At 69.3% G+C, this 19,788-nt stretch carries 13 protein-coding genes, 1 tRNA gene and 1 rRNA gene; 2 read left to right on the forward strand and 13 right to left on the reverse strand.

All coding sequences use genetic code 11. The features are described from left to right. The first annotated feature begins 41 nt into the window (after nt 1-41). Entirely contained in the window at nt 42-806 is a 765-nt protein-coding gene (locus RMT89_RS02125; protein ID WP_315882157.1) for an SDR family NAD(P)-dependent oxidoreductase, read from the forward strand. Here RMT89_RS02125 and RMT89_RS02130 read toward each other — a convergent pair. From RMT89_RS02130 to RMT89_RS02175, 10 genes are all read right to left on the reverse strand, one after another. Further along, complete coding sequence (locus RMT89_RS02130; protein ID WP_315882158.1) at nt 754-1,029, reverse strand: hypothetical protein; 276 nt, start codon at nt 1,027-1,029, stop codon at nt 754-756. The genes RMT89_RS02125 and RMT89_RS02130 overlap by 53 nt on opposite strands. Nucleotides 1,030-1,119: 90 nt before the next feature. Continuing rightward, nucleotides 1,120-1,590: a DNA starvation/stationary phase protection protein gene (locus RMT89_RS02135; protein WP_315882159.1), complete on the reverse strand. Its 471-nt coding sequence runs from the start codon at nt 1,588-1,590 to the stop codon at nt 1,120-1,122. Nucleotides 1,591-1,749: 159 nt separating this feature from the next. Further along, nucleotides 1,750-2,130: a helix-turn-helix domain-containing protein gene (locus RMT89_RS02140; RefSeq protein WP_015657463.1), complete on the reverse strand. Its 381-nt coding sequence runs from the start codon at nt 2,128-2,130 to the stop codon at nt 1,750-1,752. A 109-nt stretch (nt 2,131-2,239) separates the two neighbouring features. Continuing rightward, nucleotides 2,240-2,785 carry a CinA family protein gene (locus tag RMT89_RS02145; protein WP_315882160.1) on the reverse strand — a complete coding sequence of 182 codons (546 nt, stop codon included), beginning with the start codon at nt 2,783-2,785 and terminating at the stop codon, nt 2,240-2,242. Further along, a complete protein-coding gene (gene pgsA / locus RMT89_RS02150; RefSeq protein ID WP_315882161.1) occupies nt 2,782-3,495 on the reverse strand; it encodes a CDP-diacylglycerol--glycerol-3-phosphate 3-phosphatidyltransferase in 714 nt (237 codons plus the stop codon). The genes RMT89_RS02145 and pgsA overlap by 4 nt, the downstream gene beginning before the upstream one ends. Then, nucleotides 3,492-4,958 carry a 30S ribosomal protein S12 methylthiotransferase RimO gene (rimO, locus tag RMT89_RS02155; RefSeq protein WP_315882162.1) on the reverse strand — a complete coding sequence of 489 codons (1,467 nt, stop codon included), beginning with the start codon at nt 4,956-4,958 and terminating at the stop codon, nt 3,492-3,494. Before rimO ends, pgsA begins: the two co-directional genes overlap by 4 nt. A gap of 86 nt (nt 4,959-5,044) precedes the next feature. After that, complete coding sequence (locus tag RMT89_RS02160; protein ID WP_315882163.1) at nt 5,045-5,881, reverse strand: RodZ domain-containing protein; 837 nt, start codon at nt 5,879-5,881, stop codon at nt 5,045-5,047. A 244-nt stretch (nt 5,882-6,125) separates the two neighbouring features. Then, nucleotides 6,126-8,828: a DNA translocase FtsK gene (locus RMT89_RS02165; RefSeq protein WP_315882164.1), complete on the reverse strand. Its 2,703-nt coding sequence runs from the start codon at nt 8,826-8,828 to the stop codon at nt 6,126-6,128. Between the two features lie 134 nt (nt 8,829-8,962). Further along, nucleotides 8,963-9,643 (reverse strand): response regulator, encoded by a 681-nt coding sequence (locus RMT89_RS02170; RefSeq protein ID WP_315882165.1) that lies wholly within the window; start codon nt 9,641-9,643, stop codon nt 8,963-8,965. Between the two features lie 342 nt (nt 9,644-9,985). Further along, on the reverse strand, nt 9,986-15,391 hold the full coding sequence (locus RMT89_RS02175) for a HAMP domain-containing protein (protein WP_399497451.1): 5,406 nt from the start codon (nt 15,389-15,391) through the stop codon (nt 9,986-9,988). Nucleotides 15,392-15,828: 437 nt separating this feature from the next. Between RMT89_RS02175 and RMT89_RS02180 the strand changes: the two genes are divergently transcribed. After that, nucleotides 15,829-18,579, forward strand: coding sequence for a SpoIIE family protein phosphatase (locus tag RMT89_RS02180; protein WP_315882167.1), 2,751 nt, complete (start codon nt 15,829-15,831; stop codon nt 18,577-18,579). A 58-nt stretch (nt 18,580-18,637) separates the two neighbouring features. On the opposite strand, the gene RMT89_RS02185 is transcribed toward RMT89_RS02180, so the two are convergent. From RMT89_RS02185 to rrf, 3 genes are all read right to left on the reverse strand, one after another. Further along, a tRNA-Thr gene (locus RMT89_RS02185) sits at nt 18,638-18,710 on the reverse strand. Between the two features lie 79 nt (nt 18,711-18,789). Next, a complete protein-coding gene (locus tag RMT89_RS02190; protein WP_315882178.1) occupies nt 18,790-19,452 on the reverse strand; it encodes a DegT/DnrJ/EryC1/StrS family aminotransferase in 663 nt (220 codons plus the stop codon). Nucleotides 19,453-19,567: 115 nt separating this feature from the next. Further along, a 5S ribosomal RNA gene (gene rrf / locus RMT89_RS02195) occupies nt 19,568-19,684 on the reverse strand. Between the last annotated feature and the right edge of the window lie 104 nt (nt 19,685-19,788).

Below are 19,788 nucleotides of genomic sequence, written 5' to 3' on the forward strand. Positions count from 1 at the left end.
ACCGATTGACGGCCCGTCAGAAACCCTCGTACCGTCCCTTCATGGCCGTCAGCGCGTACGACCTCTCCGGACGCACCGCCTTCGTCACCGGCGCCGCGAGCGGCATCGGCCGCGCCTCGGCGCTCCTGCTCGCGGAAGCCGGCGCCACCGTGCACTGCGCGGACCGCGACCCGCAGGGCCTGCACGAGACGGCGACGCTGATCAAGGACCGGGGCGGCACGGCCCACACCCACCCCCTGGATGTCACGGACCGCGCTCAGCTCAAACAGGCCGTCGAATCCTGTGAGCGCCTGGACGTGCTGGCCGCGGTCGCCGGCATCATGCACAGCAGCCCGGTCCTGGAGACAACGGACGAGGACCTCGATCGCGTCCTGAGCGTCAACTTCAAGGGTGTCCTCTACGCCTGCCAGGAGGCCGCCCTCCTCATGCTCTCCCGGCGCGTGCGGGGCAGCATCGTCACCATGGCCTCGGGCGCAGTCGACACCGGCGGCCCCGGACTGCTCTGCTACGGCGCGGCCAAGGCGGCCGTCGTCCAGCTGACGAAGACGCTCGCGGCCGAGGTGGGCCGGCACGGCATCCGGGTCAACGCCGTGGCGCCGGGCTGGATCCGCACGCCCATGACGGGCCGTCACGACGACGAGGCACAGGCGCACACGGAGGCGCTCATGACGCGTATGGCGCCCCTGGGCCGCGTCGGCGAACCGGAGGACGTCGCTCACGCGGTGCTGTATCTGGCCTCGGACGCCTCGGCCTTCACGACGGGTCAGATCCTGCGTCCGAACGGGGGTGTGGCGATGCCGTGGTGACCCCGGCCGCCCGCCACGCCTGCACCCACCGCCCCGTGGCCAGCGCGCCCGCGGCCCGCGACTTCGGCACACAGTGCACCGGCAGCAGACTCAGCCCCCACCCCCCGGCGGCGATCGCGCCCTCGACCGCTCCGGCGTCCGGCGCCAGGGCGAGTCGCAGCACGGCCCACCACCACAGCGCCCCGAGCCCGAGCGCCACCCCCCAGCGCACTATCCCCGCCATGACCGCCACCTCCAGCCCGCCGAACAGCCCGAAGCTAGATCACCACCCGCACCCACCGGGAGGGCGCGCCGGCGGCACACGGAAGCAGCGTCATCCGTTCTCGGCCTGGAACATCCAATGGTGTTTCTCCAGGTCCGCCGTGATGGTGATGAAGATGTCCTGGCTGACGGGGTCCGCCTCGCCGGTCGCCCCGACCCGTTCCCGCATCCGGACGATCACCGCACCGAGCGCCTTCACCAGCGTCCCCACCGCGTCCACATCCTTGACCCAGCCGTCGGGCACAGAGCCGATGCCGCTGCCCGCGGCCACCGTCGCGGCGCGCCCGTCGGGTGGGACACCGAGGGCCGAGGCGCGCTCCGCGACCGTGTCGGAGTGCGTCCGCGCGGTGTCCACCACCTCGTCGAGCTGGAGATGCACGGAACGGAACCGCGGTCCGATCACATTCCAGTGGATCTGCTTCGCCACCAGACCGAGGTCCACGAGATCGACGAGAGCGCCCTGCAGCGCCTCGGACACGGTCTTCAGGTCGGCGTCGGACAACGGGCTCTTCACGACGTACATCCACATGCTCCGATCGGTGTGCCGGCCCCGAGTCCACGCCCTCCACCATGCACGAAAGCCCCGGCCGTCGCCTCTCCAGTTCATCTGGAAAGGCCCCGGCCGGGGCTTCGCACACTTCCTCAGCGCATGATCAGCTCATGCGCCCCATGCGCGTGGGACTCACGCGGCGACCACGTCCACAGCTTCCGCGGGCGCCTTGATCGTCACCCGTTCCGGTGGCACACCGGTCACCGAAACGGAACCCAGCATCGGTCGGACCGATGTGGGCACGGGTTCGCTGGGGGTGGCCGCAGCAGACTGGGCCAGCTCGGCGAGGGCGAGCTCGTCGCTCACTTCCCGCATGAGCTCGGACATCCGTACGTCCAGCGCGTCGCAGATGGCGGAGAGCAGCTCGGAGGAAGCCTCCTTCTGCCCCCGCTCCACCTCGGAGAGATAGCCGAGTGAGACTCGGGCGGACGAGGAGACTTCGCGCAGAGTACGGCCCTGGCGCTGGCGCTGCCGACGCAGCACGTCACCCAGCAGGCGACGGAGCAGAATCATCGGTGGCTCCCTCCTCGGACCGCGTAGCCGCATCCTTCACGCCCCACCGTACCGCCTCGCGCTGCGGCCGTGCGGGGAGCGATGTCGTGTTCACTCAGGGCTGCAAACATCAAAACCCCCCGTTCTGTTCCGTATCCTGTGCCCGCTCATTCTCGGTCTGTTCGCTCGCAAGCTGCTGAAGGAGCAACGCGAGTACGCTCCGTACACTCTCCATACGAATTTCCGCCCGGTCGCCGTTCAACCGCAGCGAAGACACTTTCCCGCCACCGGCCGATCCGGAATGCGTGGCCCAGGGGCCGTCCACGGCCACGAAGACGGTTCCTACGGGCTGCCCGTCCTGCTCCTCGGGGCCCGCGACCCCGGTCGTCGCGATGCCCCAGTCGGCTCCCAGAGCCTTTCGCACTCCGGCCGCCATCTGGGCCGCGACCTGTGGGTCCACCGCTCCGCGCCGCTCCAGCAGGCCGGCGTCGACACCGAGCATCCGGTGCTTGAGCTCGGTGGCGTAGGCGGTCACCGAGCCCCGGAAGGCCTTGGACGCCCCGGGGGCCGCTGTGATTTCCGCCGCAACAAGGCCACCGGTGAGCGATTCCGCGACGGCAAGGGTCTCGCCCCTCACTGTCAGTAGTCGCACCACGTCGGCGGCGGGGGAATTCACGCTTCCGTCTCCTCCAACGCTGCCTTGCGCTCGGCGATTCCCTGCCTGCGCAGCACAATGGCCTGTCTTACATAGTCGAGCCCGGTCACCACGGTCAGGACCACCGCCGCACCCATCACCCAGAACCGCAGAGTGGCCAGCCACCCCGTCAGCGCCAGGATGTACATCCCGACGGCCACGCCCTGGGTGAGCGTCTTGAGCTTGCCGCCACGGCTCGCCGGGATGACGCCGTACCGGATGACAAGAAAACGCAGCAGGGTGATGCCGAGTTCCCGGCCGAGGATCACCGCGGTCACCCACCACGGCAGATCGCCGAGTGCGGACAGACAGATCAGCGCCGCCCCCATGATCGCCTTGTCGGCGATGGGGTCGGCGATCTTCCCGAAGTCGGTGACCAGGTTGTACGTCCGGGCCAGATGACCGTCGAACAGGTCGGTGATCATGGCGATGGCGAAGGCCGCCCAGGCGAGCGAGCGCCACGCCGGGTCATAGCCGCCGTCGGCCAGCATCAGCGCGACGAACGCGGGCACGAGGAGCAGCCGGAGCATGGTCAGGAGGTTGGCGACGTTCCAGACGCTGGCCTGGTTGACGGCCGCCGCCGCGATCTTCCCGCCCCGCGCGGGCTTCGCGCCCCCGGGTTCACCGGAGGCCGCAGCCACCGGCGTCGCCTTGGAGGGGCCGCCTGCGGCGGATGCCGGGACTCCGGTCATCTGGCCGCCTCCTCGGGTACGAACGAGCCCTGAAGCGGCTCGGCCACGAGGTCGACACCCTCGGTGCCGACCACCTTCGCCTCGACCATACGACCGATACTCAGGCCCGCGCCGCTCGTGAGAAGCACCTGGCCGTCGGTTTCCGGCGCCTGGTGCGCACCGCGGCCGTGGACGCCCTCCTCGTCCACGGACTCCACGAGCACCTGCACGGTCTCGCCCAGCCGCTCCTCGGCCCGCTGCGAGACCAGCTGCTCGGCCAGCCGGGAGACACGTGCCAGCCGGTCGGCGACGACGTCCACGTCGAGCTTGTTCTCGTACGTCGCCGCTTCGGTGCCCTCCTCGTCGGAGTAGCCGAAGACGCCGATGGCGTCCAGCCGTGCGCCATTGAGGAAACGCTCCAGCTCGGCCAGGTCGGCCTCGGACTCGCCGGGGAAGCCCACGATGAAGTTGGAGCGCACGCCCGCCTGCGGAGCCTTGCTCCGGATGGTGTCGAGCAGCTCCAGGAAGCGGTCGGTGTCGCCGAAGCGGCGCATCGCGCGCAGCACGTCGGGCGCGGAGTGCTGGAAGGAGAGGTCGAAGTAGGGCGCGATCTTGGGCGTGGACGTGAGGACGTCGATCAGCCCGGGGCGCATCTCGGCCGGCTGGAGGTAGCTGACCCGCACCCGCTCGACGCCGTCGACCTCGGCCAGCTCGGGCAGCAGGGACTCCAGCAGACGGATGTCGCCGAGGTCCTTGCCGTAGGAGGTGTTGTTCTCGGAGACCAGCATGATCTCCTTGACGCCCTGCTCGGCCAGCCAGCGTGTCTCGTTCAGTACGTCGCTGGGGCGGCGCGAGATGAAGGAGCCGCGGAAGGACGGGATGGCGCAGAAGGAGCAGCGCCGGTCGCAGCCGGAGGCGAGCTTCACCGAGGCGACGGGGGCACCGTCCAGCCGGCGGCGCAGGGGCGCACGGGGGCCGGAAGCGGGCGCGAGGCCCTCCGGAAGATCCACGGGCGCGTGCCCGGGCAGCGCGACCCCCGCGGCGGACTCCTGCCGCTCGGCAGGGCTGATCGGCAGCAGCTTGCGCCGGTCGCGCGGGGTGTGCGAGGCGTGGATACCGCCGTTCAGGATGGTCTGAAGCCGGTCGGAGATATCCGAGTAGTCGTCGAAGCCGAGCACGCCGTCGGCCTCGGGAAGGGCCTCGGCGAGCTCCTTGCCGTACCGCTCCGCCATGCAGCCGACCGCCACCACCGCCTGGGTTCTCCCATGACCCTTGAGGTCATTGGCCTCCAGCAGGGCGTCCACGGAGTCCTTCTTGGCGGCGTCGACGAAGCCACAGGTGTTGACGACGGCGACATCCGCGTCGGAGGCGTCCTCCACGAGATCCCAGCCGTCCGCCTCCAAGCGGCCTGCGAGCTCCTCCGAGTCCACCTCGTTGCGGGCGCAGCCAAGAGTGACGAGTGCGACGGTACGGCGTTCAGGCATGGGCTCAAGACTACTTTGTCCGACTGACACCGAACGCCGACGGGGTTGGCCGATCTTGGCCAACCCCGTTGTGACATGAACCCGTCTCAGCCGACCTCAGGGTCGCCCTTCGTGTATGTCAGGCGCTCCACGGCCCCCGGCTGCCAGTCGTCGTCGATCTTCTTGCCGTTGACGTAGAGCTGGATCGCGCCCGCGTCGCCGAGCACGAGGTTGATCTTGTCGCTGTCCTGGAAGGTCTTGGACTCGCCCTGCTGGAGCAGGCCGTCGAAGAGCAGTCGGCCGTTGTGGTCCTTGGCGGAGATCCAGCTCTTGCCGTCGGCGGCGCTGACCTGGACCGTCACCTTGTCCTGGGGCGCGGCCGCAATCGCACTGTCGGACGGGTCCGGCTTCGGGTCCTCGGGCTTCTCGGTCTTGGGCTTGGACGTGGCGGGCTTGCTGGTCGAGGGCGTGGCGCCCTCGGCGACCGACACGGAGCCGCCCTCGTCGTCACCCTTGAACGCGGTGAACCCGACGAAGCCGATCACGGCGACGATCGCGGCGACCATGGCCGCGGTCCAGTTCGGCCCACGCCGCTCCGGCCGGATGCGTTCCGCCTCGAAGAGCGGGGCCGCGGGGGTCGGCGCCGGGCGCCCGCCGTGGTCCGCGTCGTACTGGGCGAGCAGCGGGGCCGGATCGATGCCGACGGCCTTGGCCAGGGTCCGGATGTGACCCCGGGCGTACACGTCTCCGCCGCACGGGCCGAAGTCGTCCGCCTCGATGGCGTGCACGATGGGCAGGCGGACCCGGGTGGCGTTGCTGACGTCGTCGACGGTCAGCCCGGCAGCGATACGCGCCTGCTGGAGGGCACGGCCGACGGAGATGCGGGCTTCGTCGGAAACGTCTTCGAACGGACGCTCGTCTTCAGGGGAGTTGCCGATGGACACGGGGGCGCCTTTCGAGCGTGTAGCCACCTGTGCTGGAGGTTCAGTCTAGGGGGGGTGCGAAAGGGTGGGGCAACCGGGCGGCGGGACTTTGTACGCCATCGGTATGGCCCGGCACACCGATGGTGGGACAGCAGCCTTTCGCTTCCCTCAACTTGACGTACGCCGAAGGGAAACGGTTGCTCAATGATCCCTTACGGGTGAGTCACGATCGACCATCGGTGGCCCGGCCCGCGCAGGACTCCTCTCAAGCCTCCCCGCGGATCTGCGCCAGCACGCCATCCAGCTCGTCAGGCTTCACAAGAACATCACGTGCTTTGGAGCCTTCGCTCGGTCCGACGATGTTCCGCGACTCCATCAGGTCCATCAGCCGTCCGGCCTTGGCAAAGCCCACCCGCAGCTTGCGCTGGAGCATGGAGGTCGACCCGAACTGCGTGGAGACCACGAGTTCCGCCGCCTGGCACAGCAGGTCCAGGTCGTCGCCGATGTCCTCGTCGATCTCCTTCTTGTGCTTGGTGCCCACGGTGACGTCGTCCCGGAAGACCGGCGCCATCTGGTCCTTGCAGTGCTGGACGACCGCCGCGACCTCGTCCTCGGTCACGAACGCGCCCTGCATACGGGTGGGTTTGTTGGCCCCCATCGGCAGGAACAGCCCGTCACCCTTGCCGATGAGCTTCTCGGCACCGGGCTGGTCGAGGATGACCCGCGAGTCGGCGAGCGAGGAGGTGGCGAAGGCGAGCCGCGAGGGCACGTTCGCCTTGATCAGACCGGTGACCACGTCGACCGAGGGCCGCTGGGTCGCGAGCACCAGGTGAATACCGGCCGCGCGCGCGAGCTGCGTGATCCGCACGATCGCGTCCTCGACATCGCGCGGCGCGACCATCATCAGGTCGGCGAGCTCGTCGACGATCACCAGCAGATACGGATACGGCTGGAGCTCACGCTCACTGCCCTCCGGCGGCTTGACCTTGCCGTCCCTTATGGCCTGGTTGAAGTCGTCGATGTGCCGGTAGCCGTAGGCCGCCAGGTCGTCGTACCGAAGATCCATCTCTCGTACGACCCACTGCAACGCCTCTGCAGCCCGCTTGGGGTTGGTGATGATCGGCGTGATCAGGTGCGGGATGCCCTCATAGGCCGTCAGCTCGACCCGCTTGGGGTCGACGAGGACCATCCGGACGTCCTCGGGGGTCGCGCGGACCATGATCGAGGTGATCAGGCAGTTGATGCACGAGGATTTACCGGAACCGGTGGCTCCGGCGACCAGGACGTGCGGCATCTTGGCGAGGTTGGCCATGACATAGCCGCCCTCGACGTCCTTGCCGAGCGCCACCAGCATCGGGTGGTCGTCCTCGGCCGCGGCGGCGAGCCGCAGCACGTCACCGAGGTTGACCATCTCCCGGTCGGTGTTCGGGATCTCGATGCCTACGGCCGACTTGCCGGGGATCGGCGAGATGATCCGCACGTCCGGGCTGGCGACGGCGTACGCGATGTTCTTGGTCAGCGCGGTGATCCGCTCGACCTTCACGGCCGGGCCCAGCTCGACCTCGTAGCGCGTGACCGTCGGCCCGCGGGTGAAGCCGGTGACGGCGGCGTCGACCTTGAACTCGGTGAAGACATTGGTGAGCGAGGCGACGACGGCGTCGTTGGCGGCGCTGCGCGCCTTGCCGGGCCCCCCGCGCGTGAGGAGGTCGAGCGAGGGCAGCGCGTAGGTGATGTCGCCGGACAGCTGGAGCTGCTCGGCGCGCGGCGGCAGGTCGGTGGGGGCCTCGGGAGCGGGCTTGGTGAGGTCGGCGACCTCGGCCTTCAGCTTCTCCTGCTTGGGCCGCGCGGCCGGCACGGGCGTCGGCGTCGGGGTGGTCTCCTCGCGGTCCCCCACGCTCACGCCCTGGGTGAGGTCGGCGACGATCGGCGAGGGCGGCATGCCGTGCAGCACGGCTCCGTCGAGCGCGGCGGCGGCAGCAGCGGCGACGTCCACGGCGTCCATGGGACGGCTCATGTCGGGCTGGGGCACCGCGGACCGCCGGGGCCGCCCACGACGCCGCGAGAGGGCCTCCTGCTCGGCGCTGTCGGGGTCGTAGGCCTTGGGGGCCGGTCCGCGCCTCCGGGGGCGCGCGGGCAGCGCCTCGCGCCACTGGTCGTCGTAGCGCTCGTCGTCGTCGGAGAAGTCCTCCGCCTCGGGGTTGTCGAGGATCCCGAGCTTCACCCCGAGCAGCCGCAGCCGCTGCGGGATGGCGTTGACCGGGGTCGCCGTGACCACGAGCAGCCCGAAGATCGTGAGCAGCACCAGCAGCGGTACGGCGAGGACCTCGCCCATCGTGTACGTCAGCGGGGTCGCCGCGCTCCAGCCGATGAGGCCGCCGGCATCCCTTATCGCCTGCATGCCGTCGCTGCGCGCGGGCGAGCCGCAGGCGATGTGCACCTGACCGAGGACGCCGATGACCAGCGCGGACAGGCCGATGACGATCCGGCCGTTGGCCTCGGGCTGCTCCGGGTGCCGGATGAACCGTACGGCGATCACCGCGAGCAGGATCGGCACCAGCAGATCGAGCCGGCCGAAGGCGCCGGTCACCAGCATCTCGACCAGATCGCCGACGGGACCACGCAGATTGGACCAGGTGCCCGCGGCGACGATCAGCCCGAGCCCGAGGAGCAGCAGCGCGATGCCGTCCTTGCGGTGGGCCGGGTCGAGGTTCTTGGCGCCCTGCCCTATGCCGCGGAACACCGCGCCGACGGCGTGCGCGAGCCCGAGCCAGACGGCACGCACCAGCCGGTAGATGCCCCCGGTGGGGTTGGGGGCCGGCTTGGGCGCGGGCTTCTTCGCCGCGGCCTTTTTGGCGGGCGCCTTCTTCGCCGGGGCCTTTTTGGCAGCGGCCTTCTTCGCCGGACCCTTCGCGGGAGCGGCCGCCTTCTGCGCGGGCTGCTTCTTGGCTGCGGAGGGACGTGAGGCCATAGGTGTGAGATTACCGGTGGAGACCACAGCGGACACGTGTGCCCACTGCTTCACCCGTTCGTGTCGCCGTTACGACGGCGCCGAACTGACGCGTGTTCACAAGGACGTCATCTCCAACATGCCCCATCCGGGCGTCAGTTCTGCGAGGACACCGAGGAGGTGTTCCCGGCGCCCGGCTCCAACGCGTCCAGCGCGCGCCGCAGTCCGGTGAGTTTGCGTTCCAGATGAGCCGCCGTGGCGACGGCCGCCGCGTCCGCCGACTCGTCGTCGAGTTGCTTGGACAGCGCCTCGGCCTGCTCCTCGACCGCCGCGAGCCGCGCCGACAGTTCGGCGAGCAGCCCGGCCGGCTCCTTCGTCTCGGCGCCCGCGGACTTGCCGCCGCCCTCCAACTGGAGCCGCAGCAGCGCCGCCTGCTCCCTGAGCTGGCAGTTCTTCATGTAGAGCTCGACGAACACCGAGACCTTCGCCCGCAGTACCCACGGGTCGAACGGCTTGGAGATGTAGTCCACCGCACCGGCGGCGTACCCGCGGAAGGTGTGATGGGGACCATGATTGATCGCGGTGAGGAAGATGATCGGGATGTCCCGGGTCCGCTCCCGGCGCTTGATGTGCGCCGCGGTTTCGAAACCGTCCATGCCCGGCATCTGGACGTCCAGCAGAATGACCGCGAAGTCGTCCGTGAGCAGTGCTTTGAGCGCTTCCTCCCCGGACGATGCCCGCACCAGGGTCTGATCGAGCGCAGAGAGGATCGCCTCCAGCGCAAGCAGATTCTCCGGCCGGTCATCGACCAGGAGGATCTTGGCCTTCTGCACCATGGCCCGCCCTCCTCGCCCCGGCATGGGGCCTCCCCTGTCCGCAGGACTTGGGGCAGCACCAGCGGGTGCCGCCCCAGGGGACGACTCCCTTGCGCCGCCCGTCCTCGTGCCGGTCATGGTAGCCGCACCCCGCCCGTCGCCACACCCTGTCACCGCGATGTCACTGTGCACGTAGCAGAAACGTAGCGGGAGACCAGAAGGTTCCCCGAATCCCGTACTTCTACACGGCGTCGAGCACACTGAGTCAGCAACTCCGTGTGAACACCGTAGGTGCCCACCGGGGCCTTTCCGGGCCCGCACACCGGGCCCGTACGAACCCCGTACGAAGCCCGACCGATCCCGTCACTCCTCCCGCATCCACTGCTCCATCACGGACAGCAGGTGATCGGGGTCGACCGGCTTGGTGACGTAGTCGGAGGCGCCCGACTCGATCGCCTTCTCCCGGTCGCCCTTCATGGCCTTGGCGGTCAGCGCGATGATCGGGAGCCCGGCGAACTGCGGCATCCTGCGGATCGCCGTGGTCGTCGCGTACCCGTCCATCTCGGGCATCATGATGTCCATCAGGACGACCGCCACGTCGTCGTGCTGCTCCAGCACCTCGATGCCCTCACGGCCGTTCTCGGCGTACAGCACCGACAGGCCGTGCTGCTCCAGGACGCTGGTGAGCGCGAAGACATTGCGGATGTCGTCGTCGACGATCAGCACCTTCTCCCCGCCGAACCGGATGCCCCGGCGCACCTGTGGCGCCGGCTGCTGCTCCAGCGACGGCCACTGCTCCTGCTGTACGGACCGCCGTTCGAGCTCGGCGGCGGTCCTGCGGCGGCGGCGCCGGAAGAGCGCGGCGGCCCCGTTCTGCGTCTCCTGGTACGACTTCACCTCGGCCGGCGTCTCGATCTCCACGTCGGACAGCTCGGACAGGTCCGCGGCCGACACCATCAGGTCGCCGGCCTCCAGGGCGGGCATGGGCTGCTGGTGGTAGCCCTGCGGCGGCAGCTCGCTCGGGTGCAGCGGCAGGTACAGCGTGAAGGTCGAGCCGCGTCCCGGTTCGCTCTGCGCGTGGATCTCGCCGCCGAGCAGTTGCGCGATCTCCCGGGAGATCGAAAGCCCCAGGCCCGTGCCGCCGTACTTGCGGCTGGTCGTGCCGTCGGCCTGCTTGAACGCCTCGAAGATCACCCGCATCTTGCTGGCCGCGATCCCAATGCCGGTGTCGGTCACCGAGAACGCGATCAGGTCGGCGTCAGCGTCCCGCAGCGAACCGGCCTCCAGCAGCTGCTCCCGGATCGCGACCGGCACATCCGCCCCGGCCGGCCGGATGACGAGCTCGACCGACCCGGAGTCGGTGAACTTCACCGCGTTGGACAGCAGGTTGCGCAGCACCTGGAGCAGCCGCTGCTCGTCGGTGTGCAGCGTGGCGGGCAGCTCCGGCGAGACCCGCACCGACAGGTCCAGGCCCTTCTCCGCGGTCAGCGGACGGAAGGTCGCCTCCACGTAGTCGACGAGCTGGACGAGGGCGATGCGGGTCGGGGAGACGTCCATCTTGCCCGCCTCGACCTTGGACAGGTCGAGGATGTCGTTGATCAGCTGGAGCAGGTCGGAACCGGCCCCGTGGATCGTCTCGGCGAACTCGACCTGCTTCGGGGAGAGGTTGCCCTCGGCGTTGTCGGCGAGCAACTTGGCCAGGATCAGCAGCGAGTTGAGCGGCGTACGCAGCTCGTGCGACATGTTGGCGAGGAACTCGCTCTTGTAGCGCATCGACACCGCGAGCTGCTCGGCCCGCTCCTCCAGGACCTGCCGGGCCTCCTCGATCTCGGTGTTCTTCACCTCGATGTCACGGTTCTGCTGGGCCAGCAGCTCGGCCTTCTCCTCCAGCTCGGCGTTGGACTCCTGGAGGGCCTTCTGCCGGTTCTCCAACTCGGCCGACCGCTCCTGGAGTTGCTCGGTCAGCTCCTGGGACTGCTTCAGCAGCTGCTCGGTCTTGGTGTTGACGGAGATGGTGTTGACGCTGGTCGCGATCATCTCCGCGATCTGGTTCAGGAAGTCCTTCTGGATCTGCGTGAACGGCGTGAAGGAGGCCAGCTCGATCACACCGAGCACCTTGCCCTCGAACAGCACCGGCAGCACGATCACCTGCGCGGGCGGGGCCTCGCCGAGCCCGGAGGAGATCTTCAGATAGCCGCTGGGCGCGTTCTCCACCAGGATGGTGCGCTTCTCCTGGGCGGCGGTTCCGACCAGGGCCTCCCCCGGCCGGAACGAGGTCGGCATGGAGCCCATGGAGTAGCCGTACGAGCCCAGCATCCGCAGCTCGTACTGGTCCTCGCCGCCATGGCTCGCGTCGGGCATCGCCAGGAAGAACGCGCCGTGCTGCGCGGAGACCACCGGCGTCAGCTCGCTCATGATCAGCGAGGCCACGTCCTGGAGGTCGCGGCGGCCCTGCATCAGCGCGGAGATCCGGGCGAGGTTGCCCTTGAGCCAGTCCTGCTCCTTGTTGGCGATCGTGGTGTCACGCAGGTTGGCGATCATCTTGTTGATGTAGTCCTGGAGTTCCTGGATCTCGCCGGAGGCGTCGACGTCGATCTTCAGGTTCAGGTCACCACGGGTCACCGCGGTCGCCACGCGCGCGATGGCACGCACCTGCCGGGTCAGGTTCCCGGCCATCTCGTTCACGGACTCGGTGAGGTCGCGCCAGGTTCCGTCGACGTCGCGCACGCGTGCCTGGCCGCCGAGCTGTCCCTCGGTGCCCACCTCGCGGGCGACCCGGGTGACCTCCTCGGCGAAGGAGGAGAGCTGGTCGACCATCGTGTTGATCGTCGTCTTGAGTTCGAGGATCTCGCCCCGCGCGTCGATGTCGATCTTCTTGGTCAGATCACCCTTGGCGATGGCGGTGGTGACCATGGCGATGTTCCGCACCTGACCGGTCAGGTTGGACGCCATCTGGTTCACCGACTCGGTGAGGTCCTTCCAGGTACCGGCCACACCCGGCACGCGCGCCTGGCCGCCCAGGATGCCGTCCGTGCCCACCTCACGGGCCACCTTGGTGACCTGGTCGGCGAACGAACTCAGCGTCTTCACCATGGTGTTGAAGGTGTCGGCGAGCTGCGCGACCTCGCCGCGCGCCTCGATCGTCACCGTCCGGGTCAGGTCACCGTTGGCGACCGCCGCCGCGACCTGGGAGATGTTCCGCACCTGCATGGTCAGGTTCTTGGCCATCAGGTTGACGTTGTCGCTGAGGTCCTTCCAGATGCCGGTGACGCCCGGCACATGCGCCTGGCCGCCCAGGATGCCCTCGGTGCCCACCTCACGGGCCACCCGGGTCACCTGCTCGGCGAAGGAGGAGAGCTGGTCGACCATCGTGTTGACGGTGGTGACGAGCTCCAGGATCTCGCCCTTGGCGTCGACGGTGATCTTCTTGGACAGGTCGCCCTTGGCCACCGCGGTCGTGACCTCGGCGATGTTACGGACCTGGATGGTCAGGTTGTTCGCCATGAAGTTCACGGACTGGGTGAGGTCCTTCCAGGTACCGGAGACACCCTGCACCTCGGCCTGGCCGCCGAGCTGCCCCTCCGTGCCCACCTCACGGGCGACCCTGGTGACCTCCTCCGCGAAGGACGACAGCTGGTCGACCATCGTGTTCAGGGTGTTCTTCAGCTCGAGGATCTCCCCGCGCGCGTCCACGGTGATCTTCTGGGACAGGTCACCCCGGGCCACCGCGGTGGCGACCTGGGCGATGTTGCGCACCTGGGCGGTGAGGTTGCCGGCCATGCCGTTCACGGAGTCGGTCAGATCGCGCCACACACCGGCCACGCCGGGCACCTGCGCCTGACCGCCCAGGCGCCCCTCGGTACCCACCTCACGGGCCACCCGGGTCACCTGCTCGGCGAAGCCGGAGAGCTGGTCGACCATCGTGTTGATGGTGTTCTTCAGCTCCAGGATCTCCCCGCGCGCGTCCACGTCGATCTTCTGGGACAGGTCACCGCGCGCCACCGCCGTGGTCACCTGGGCGATCTGCCGCACCTGCGAGGTCAGGTTGCCGCCCATGAAGTTGACGGAGTCGGTGAGCTCCTTCCACGTCCCCGACACGCCCGGTACGACCGCCTGACCGCCCAGGCGGCCCTCCGTGCCCACGTCCCGGGCCATCCGCGTCACCTGGTCGGCGAAGGCCGAGAGCTGGTCCACCATCGTGTTCACGGTGTTCTTCAGCTGGAGCATCTCGCCGGAGACGTCCACGGTGACCTTCTGCGAGAGATCACCGTTGGCCACGGCCGTCGTCACCTGGGCGATGTTCCGCACCTGTCCGGTGAGGTTGCGGAACGCGGTGTTGACGGAATCCGTCAGGTCCTTCCACGTCCCCGCGGCCCCGGGCACCTGCGCCTGCCCGCCGAGCTCACCCTCGACACCGACCTCCCGCGCCACGCGCGTGACCTCGGAACCGAAGGACGACAGCTGGTCCACCATGCCGTTGACGGTGTTCTTGAGCTCCAGCATCTCGCCGGCCACATCGACGGTGACCTTCTGCGAGAGGTCACCGTTGGCCACCGCCGTCGTCACCGCGGCGATGTCCCGCACCTGGATCGTCAGATTCCGGAAGACCGTGTTGACGGAGTCCGTCAGGTCCTTCCACGTCCCCGCGGCACCCGGCACATTCGCCTGGCCGCCCAGCCGCCCCTCGGCGCCGACCTCGTTGGCCACGCGCGTGACCTCGTCCGCGAAGATCCGCAGCGTCTCGGTCATCTGGTTGATGGTGTCCGCGAGCTGCGCGACCTCGCCGCGTGCCGACACGGTCACCTTCTGCGACAGATCACCGTTGGCGACCGCGGTGGTGACCTGTGAGATACCCCGCACCTGGGCCGTGAGGTTGCCGGCCATGAGGTTCACCGAATCGGTGAGGTCCTTCCACACGCCGGCCACACCCGGCACCTGCGCCTGCCCGCCGAGCTCGCCCTCGGTGCCCACCTCGCGCGCGACCCGGGTCACCTCGGAGGAGAACGACGACAGCTGGTCCACCATCGTGTTGACGGTGTTCTTCAGCTCCAGCATCTCGCCGGCCACATGAACGGTGACCTTGCGTGACAGGTCACCCTTGGCGACCGCGGTGGTCACCAACGCGATGTCCCGCACCTGCGCGGTCAGCCGGTGCGCCATCGTGTTGACGGAGTCCGTGAGGTCCTTCCACGAACCCGACATGCCACGCACGCGTGCCTGCCCGCCCAGCTTGCCCTCGGTGCCCACCTCGCTGGCCACGCGCGTGACCTCGTCGGTGAACGTGGACAGCTGGTCCACCAGATTGTTGACAGTACGGCCGACCTTCAGGAACTCCCCGCGCAGCGGATGCCCCGTCCCGTCCGGCGCCTGCGTCCGCAGCTCCATGCGCGGCGACAGATCGCCCTCCGCGACCGCGGACAGCACCCTGCCGACCTCGGAGACGGGCCGTACGAGGTCGTCGACCAGGGCGTTGGAATTGTCGATGGCAGCCGCCCAGGAGCCCTCACAGGCGCCTGTTTCCAGCCGTTCCGTGAGCTTGCCCTCACGGCCGACCATGCGCCGCACCCGCGACAGCTCGCCGGTCAGATGCAGATTGCGGTCGGCCACCTCGTTGAAGACGGCCGCGATCTCGGACATCACTCCGTCGCCGGAGACCGTGAGCCGCTTGCGGAAGTTCCCGTCCCGCATCGAGACAAGGGCCGCCAGCAGCCGGTTCAAGGAGGCCGTGTCCACCGCGGTGGTTCCACCACGCGGTTTACGCTGGTTCATCAGGGACTGTCCGCCTTTCGCGCGCGTCTTCGTGCCCCGCGTCGCTGCGCCAGACTCCACTGTGTCCCTCCCGCAGGGGTCGACCGTCACTGCCGTGCTCCCGGCACGCTTGCTCGGCGTACCGGTTACTGCTGGGTATTTCTGCCGGATATACCAGGCCGTACGACGGGCTGCTGCCCGCGGTACGTGGAAGACACTCCGCCTGCCCGTACCTCCACAAGAAGCTTGCCCAGTGTTTCACCCCGGCTGAACCCGGCCATAACAGTTCGGCAGCTTCGCACACGGTCCGCACACCCTCCGGGCGGAAACACTGCAGACCGGCATCCGCGTGGACGGCGAAGGTAAGTAACCTTGCATGCGGCTGTCCAGCCGCACCGGTCCGTCCGGCTAGGGCGGTGGCACGGAAACGAGCGGGCATCGGAGGGGCGGCCGCACACATGACCACCGGACTGATCCCGGGGGAGCAGCCCTCGGACCCCCGGCCGACGGGCGGCCTGCCGCATCAGCGGCAGGAGCCGGTCGGCCACGGAGCCCTGCACGTCGACAACCGGTCGAGGAGTTCTGTGATCACCGCGCGCGCGGCCGCCAGCTTCGAGCCCGTCGGGCGATCGGTCGCGAGCGCCCGCTCCTTCGTCCGCGACACCCTCCAGGGCTGGGGCTTCGCCGACATCGTCGACGACGCCGTGGTTCTCACCAGCGAACTGGTGACCAACGCCGTGGTGCACGCGGGCACTTCCGCCGACGTCCTGTGTCTGCGCGCCGACGACGGCGTCCGGATCGAGGTCGCCGACCGCTACCCGGAGCGCGAGATCCCGCTCCAGGGCACGGCCGTCAACATGGGCAGCCCCGACCGCGAGGGCGGTCGCGGCCTCCAGCTGTGCGCGGCCCTGGCCGGCCGCTGGGGCGTGGAGTACGCCCCCACACACAAGCAGGTCTGGTTCCAACTCGACCTTCCCGAGCGCCCGGTCGGCACCCGGGCCGCGGGCCCCTCGCTCCCCGCCGACCTCCTCCCGATCGCCGACGCCCGCGTCCGCGTCGCCGTGGTCCAGATCGACCGTACGGGCGCCATCTCGGCATGGAACGAAGACGCGGAGGAACTCTTCGGCTACCCCGCCGAGCAGGTCACCGGCAAGCCCCTCACCGACCTCGCCGCCTGGCCGCACACCCCGGGCACCGGCACCGGCATCGCGGAGGCCCTCCGACTCTCCCGCTGGGAGGGCAGTTACGGCATCCGCGGCGCCAACGGCCGGGTGACCCCGGTGTACGCCTCTCACCTCCGCGTCCGCGACACGGGCGGTGAGCCCTCCACGGTCTGCCTGCTCGTCCGGGACCATGAACGCGCGGTTCTGCAGACGCCGTTGCGCATGCCGGCCTCCGACGCCGGCGGCTCGGGTGAGGGCCAGAGCACCGATCCCTTCGAGGTGTTCATCGGCTCCCCTGCCCCGGACGACCTGGACGGCCTCCTCCAGCGCACGGTGGAGCGCGCCCGCGACATGCTCGACGGCGACTCCGCCTTCCTGCTCCTCGCGACCGACGACGAGACCGAGTTGGAGGTCCGCGCCTCCACCGGCCTGCCCTCCGCCCGCCAGCGCTTCGCGCGCGTGCCCGTCGAGGCGGGCCCCGGCCGCTACGGCTCGGCCCGCATGCCGGCCGTCCACGACGACCTGACGGCCGTCCCCGGCGCCGTACCGCTGCTCAGCGGCACCGGCATGCGCTCGGTCGTGACGGTCCCCCTGAAGGTCGAGGGCCGCCTCACCGGCTCCCTAGGCGTCGCGGCGGAGGCCCCCGGCAGATACTCCAACGAAGAGGCCCTGCGCCTCCAATTCGCCGCCGACCGCATCGCGCTGGCCGTCGAGTCGGCCCGCCTCGGCGAACTGGAGCGCCTGCGCCGAGGCTCGCTGAGCTTCCTGGTCGAGGCTTCCGACCTGCTCGCCGGTACTCTGGACCGCGATCAGACCCTCGCCCTGATGGCCCAGATGACGGTCCCGACCCTGGCGACCTGGTGCGCGGTCTACACGATCGCCGACCAGGCCTCCGAGCCCTACCTGTCGTACGTCCTGCACGAGGACGAGGAACTCATCGACGGCATCAAGTCGTTGCTCTCGAAGATCGCCCCGCCCGACCCGGTTCCCACCCCCGGCGCCCGCATCTGGTCCGCCCCGGCGGAGGCCGCCCACCAGGCCGCCCTGCGCACCTCCATGCGCAGCCTGGGCCTCGGCGAGCCGCTTCCGCGCGTCAGTTCGGGCATCGGCCCGACCCTCGCCACTGCCTCGGCGGTCGGCGGCGAGACGGTCGTTCTGCCACTGGTGGCCCGTAACCGCGTCATCGGCATGCTGACCCTCGGCAAGCCGACCGACGAGCACTTCCGCCAGGAAATCCTGGAGTTGGCGGAAGACCTCTCCCGCCGGGCCGCCCTGGCCCTCGACAACGCCCGCCTGTACTCGGAGCGCACGGCCATCAGCCAGTCCCTCCAGCGCAGCCTCCTGCCGCCCGAACTCCCCGAGATCGACGGCGTCGAGGTCGAGGTCATCTACCGCGCGGCCGGCGAGGGCAACGAAGTCGGCGGCGACTTCTACGACCTCTTCCCGATCAGCGACGGCGCCTACGGCTTCGCCATCGGCGACGTCTGCGGTACGGGCCCGAACGCGGCGGCGGTCACGGGCCTCGCCCGGCACGCCCTGCGCCTGCTCGCCCGCGAGGGCCTCAGCGGCCCCGCGGTCCTGGAGCGCCTCAACTCCGCGATCCTCGACGAGGGCGCCCGCAGCCGCTTCCTGACCCTCCTCTACGGCGAGCTGCGCCCGCAGGAGGACGGCAGCGCGGAGTTGAAGGTGGTCTGCGCCGGCCACCCGCTCCCGCTCCGCCTGCGCCAGGACGGCACGGTCGAACCGGCCGCCGAACCCCAGCCGCTGCTGGGCGTGATGGAGGATCTGGAGCTCTACGAACAGACCGTCACCCTCGACCCCGGCGACGTCCTGCTGTGCGTCACGGACGGCGTCACCGAGCGCCGCGAGGGCAGCCGCATGCTGGGCGACGACGGCCTCACCGACGTCCTGACGACCTGCACGGGCCTGACGGCCGGCGCGGTCGCCGCCCGCATCATGCGCGCCGTGGAGCGCTTCGCCTCGGACGCCCCGTCCGACGACATGGCGATCCTCGCGATGCGCGTGCCGGGCCTCCACAAGGACTGAGCGCCTCGGGCATACGAGAAAGGCCCCCGCCCGTAAGGGCGGAGGCCTTTTCTTCTTGAGCCCCCAAACGGAATCGAACCGTTGACCTTCTCCTTACCATGGAGACGCTCTACCGACTGAGCTATAGGGGCCTGTCACCTTCGGGGTCTCCCCCGTGGCAACGAGCAAAATCATACCCTGAATTCGCGCATGCTTCGAACCAACCGCCCCTCAGACGGCAGGCTGCAGCAACCCGCCCAGAGCGTTGCACGCGGAGACGATCCGCTGCATGTCCCGCTTGGTCAACGCGGCCTCCACAGGCAGCGTGAGCGTCTCGTCGGCGGCCCGCTCGGTCTCCGGCAACGACACACACCGACGGAACTCGGGCAGCCGGTGCACGGGCGTCTTCACCGGCACCTTGCAGTCGACCCCGCGAGCGCGCACCGCGCGAGCGAAGGCGTCGCGGTCGGGCCGACCGTTCCCGGGCACGCGCACGACGTACTGCTGGTAGGTGTGCCCGTCACCCCCGTCGGGCGTCCACACACCCTTCAGCTTCGAGTCCAGATAGGCGGCCCGCTGCCGACGCTGCGCAATCTCGTCATACGGCGCCTCGGACTCACCCTGCTCCAGCACGAGCAGCCCGTGCCGCTGCCCGACCCCGCGCAGCCGCGCGATGTCGGCGGTCCGTCCGAAGCGGTGTACGACGACCACGGCCGCGGTGCGTGCGGTCACGACCGCCTCGACCGCAGAAGCGTCCAGGCAGTACGTGACCGGGTCTATGTCGGCGAAGACCGGAAGCGCCCCGGCCAGGACCACGGCCTCGGCGACCTCGGCGTTCCCGAAGGCCGGTACGACGACCTCGTCACCGACTCCGACGCCGGCGGCCCTGAGCATTGCAGCAGTACCCATGCTGCGGATGTTGGTTCCGCAACGTGAACTTCAAGTGACGCACAGCAAAAAAGGGTTGGACCCCGAACCGAAGTTCAGGGTCCAACCCTTTTCAAAATTTGTTCGGCGGCGTCCTACTCTCCCACAGGGTCCCCCCTGCAGTACCATCGGCGCTGTAAGGCTTAGCTTCCGGGTTCGGAATGTAACCGGGCGTTTCCCTCACGCTATGACCACCGAAACACTATGAAGTCCGACCGGAAAAGACACGGTCGTTGCCTCAGAACTAACACAGTGGACGCGAGCAACTGAGGACAAGCCCTCGGCCTATTAGTACCGGTCACC

Source organism: Streptomyces sp. P17 (genome assembly GCF_032436805.1).
Taxonomy (GTDB): domain Bacteria; phylum Actinomycetota; class Actinomycetes; order Streptomycetales; family Streptomycetaceae; genus Streptomyces.

Excerpts from the sequence above, each read along its gene's own strand:
- RMT89_RS02125 (WP_315882157.1), top strand. The coding sequence starts at position 42 with ATGGCCGTCAGCGCGTACGACCTCTCCGGACGCACCGCCTTCGTCACC.
- RMT89_RS02130 (WP_315882158.1), bottom strand. The coding sequence starts at position 1,029 with ATGGCGGGGATAGTGCGCTGGGGGGTGGCGCTCGGGCTCGGGGCGCTG.
- RMT89_RS02135 (WP_315882159.1), bottom strand. The coding sequence starts at position 1,590 with ATGTACGTCGTGAAGAGCCCGTTGTCCGACGCCGACCTGAAGACCGTG.
- RMT89_RS02140 (WP_015657463.1), bottom strand. The coding sequence starts at position 2,130 with ATGATTCTGCTCCGTCGCCTGCTGGGTGACGTGCTGCGTCGGCAGCGC.
- pgsA (WP_315882161.1), bottom strand. The coding sequence starts at position 3,495 with ATGACCGGAGTCCCGGCATCCGCCGCAGGCGGCCCCTCCAAGGCGACG.
- rimO (WP_315882162.1), bottom strand. The coding sequence starts at position 4,958 with ATGCCTGAACGCCGTACCGTCGCACTCGTCACTCTTGGCTGCGCCCGC.
- RMT89_RS02165 (WP_315882164.1), bottom strand. The coding sequence starts at position 8,828 with ATGGCCTCACGTCCCTCCGCAGCCAAGAAGCAGCCCGCGCAGAAGGCG.
- RMT89_RS02170 (WP_315882165.1), bottom strand. The coding sequence starts at position 9,643 with ATGGTGCAGAAGGCCAAGATCCTCCTGGTCGATGACCGGCCGGAGAAT.
- RMT89_RS02175 (WP_399497451.1), bottom strand. The coding sequence starts at position 15,391 with ATGAACCAGCGTAAACCGCGTGGTGGAACCACCGCGGTGGACACGGCC.
- RMT89_RS02180 (WP_315882167.1), top strand. The coding sequence starts at position 15,829 with ATGACCACCGGACTGATCCCGGGGGAGCAGCCCTCGGACCCCCGGCCG.
- RMT89_RS02190 (WP_315882178.1), bottom strand. The coding sequence starts at position 19,452 with ATGCTCAGGGCCGCCGGCGTCGGAGTCGGTGACGAGGTCGTCGTACCG.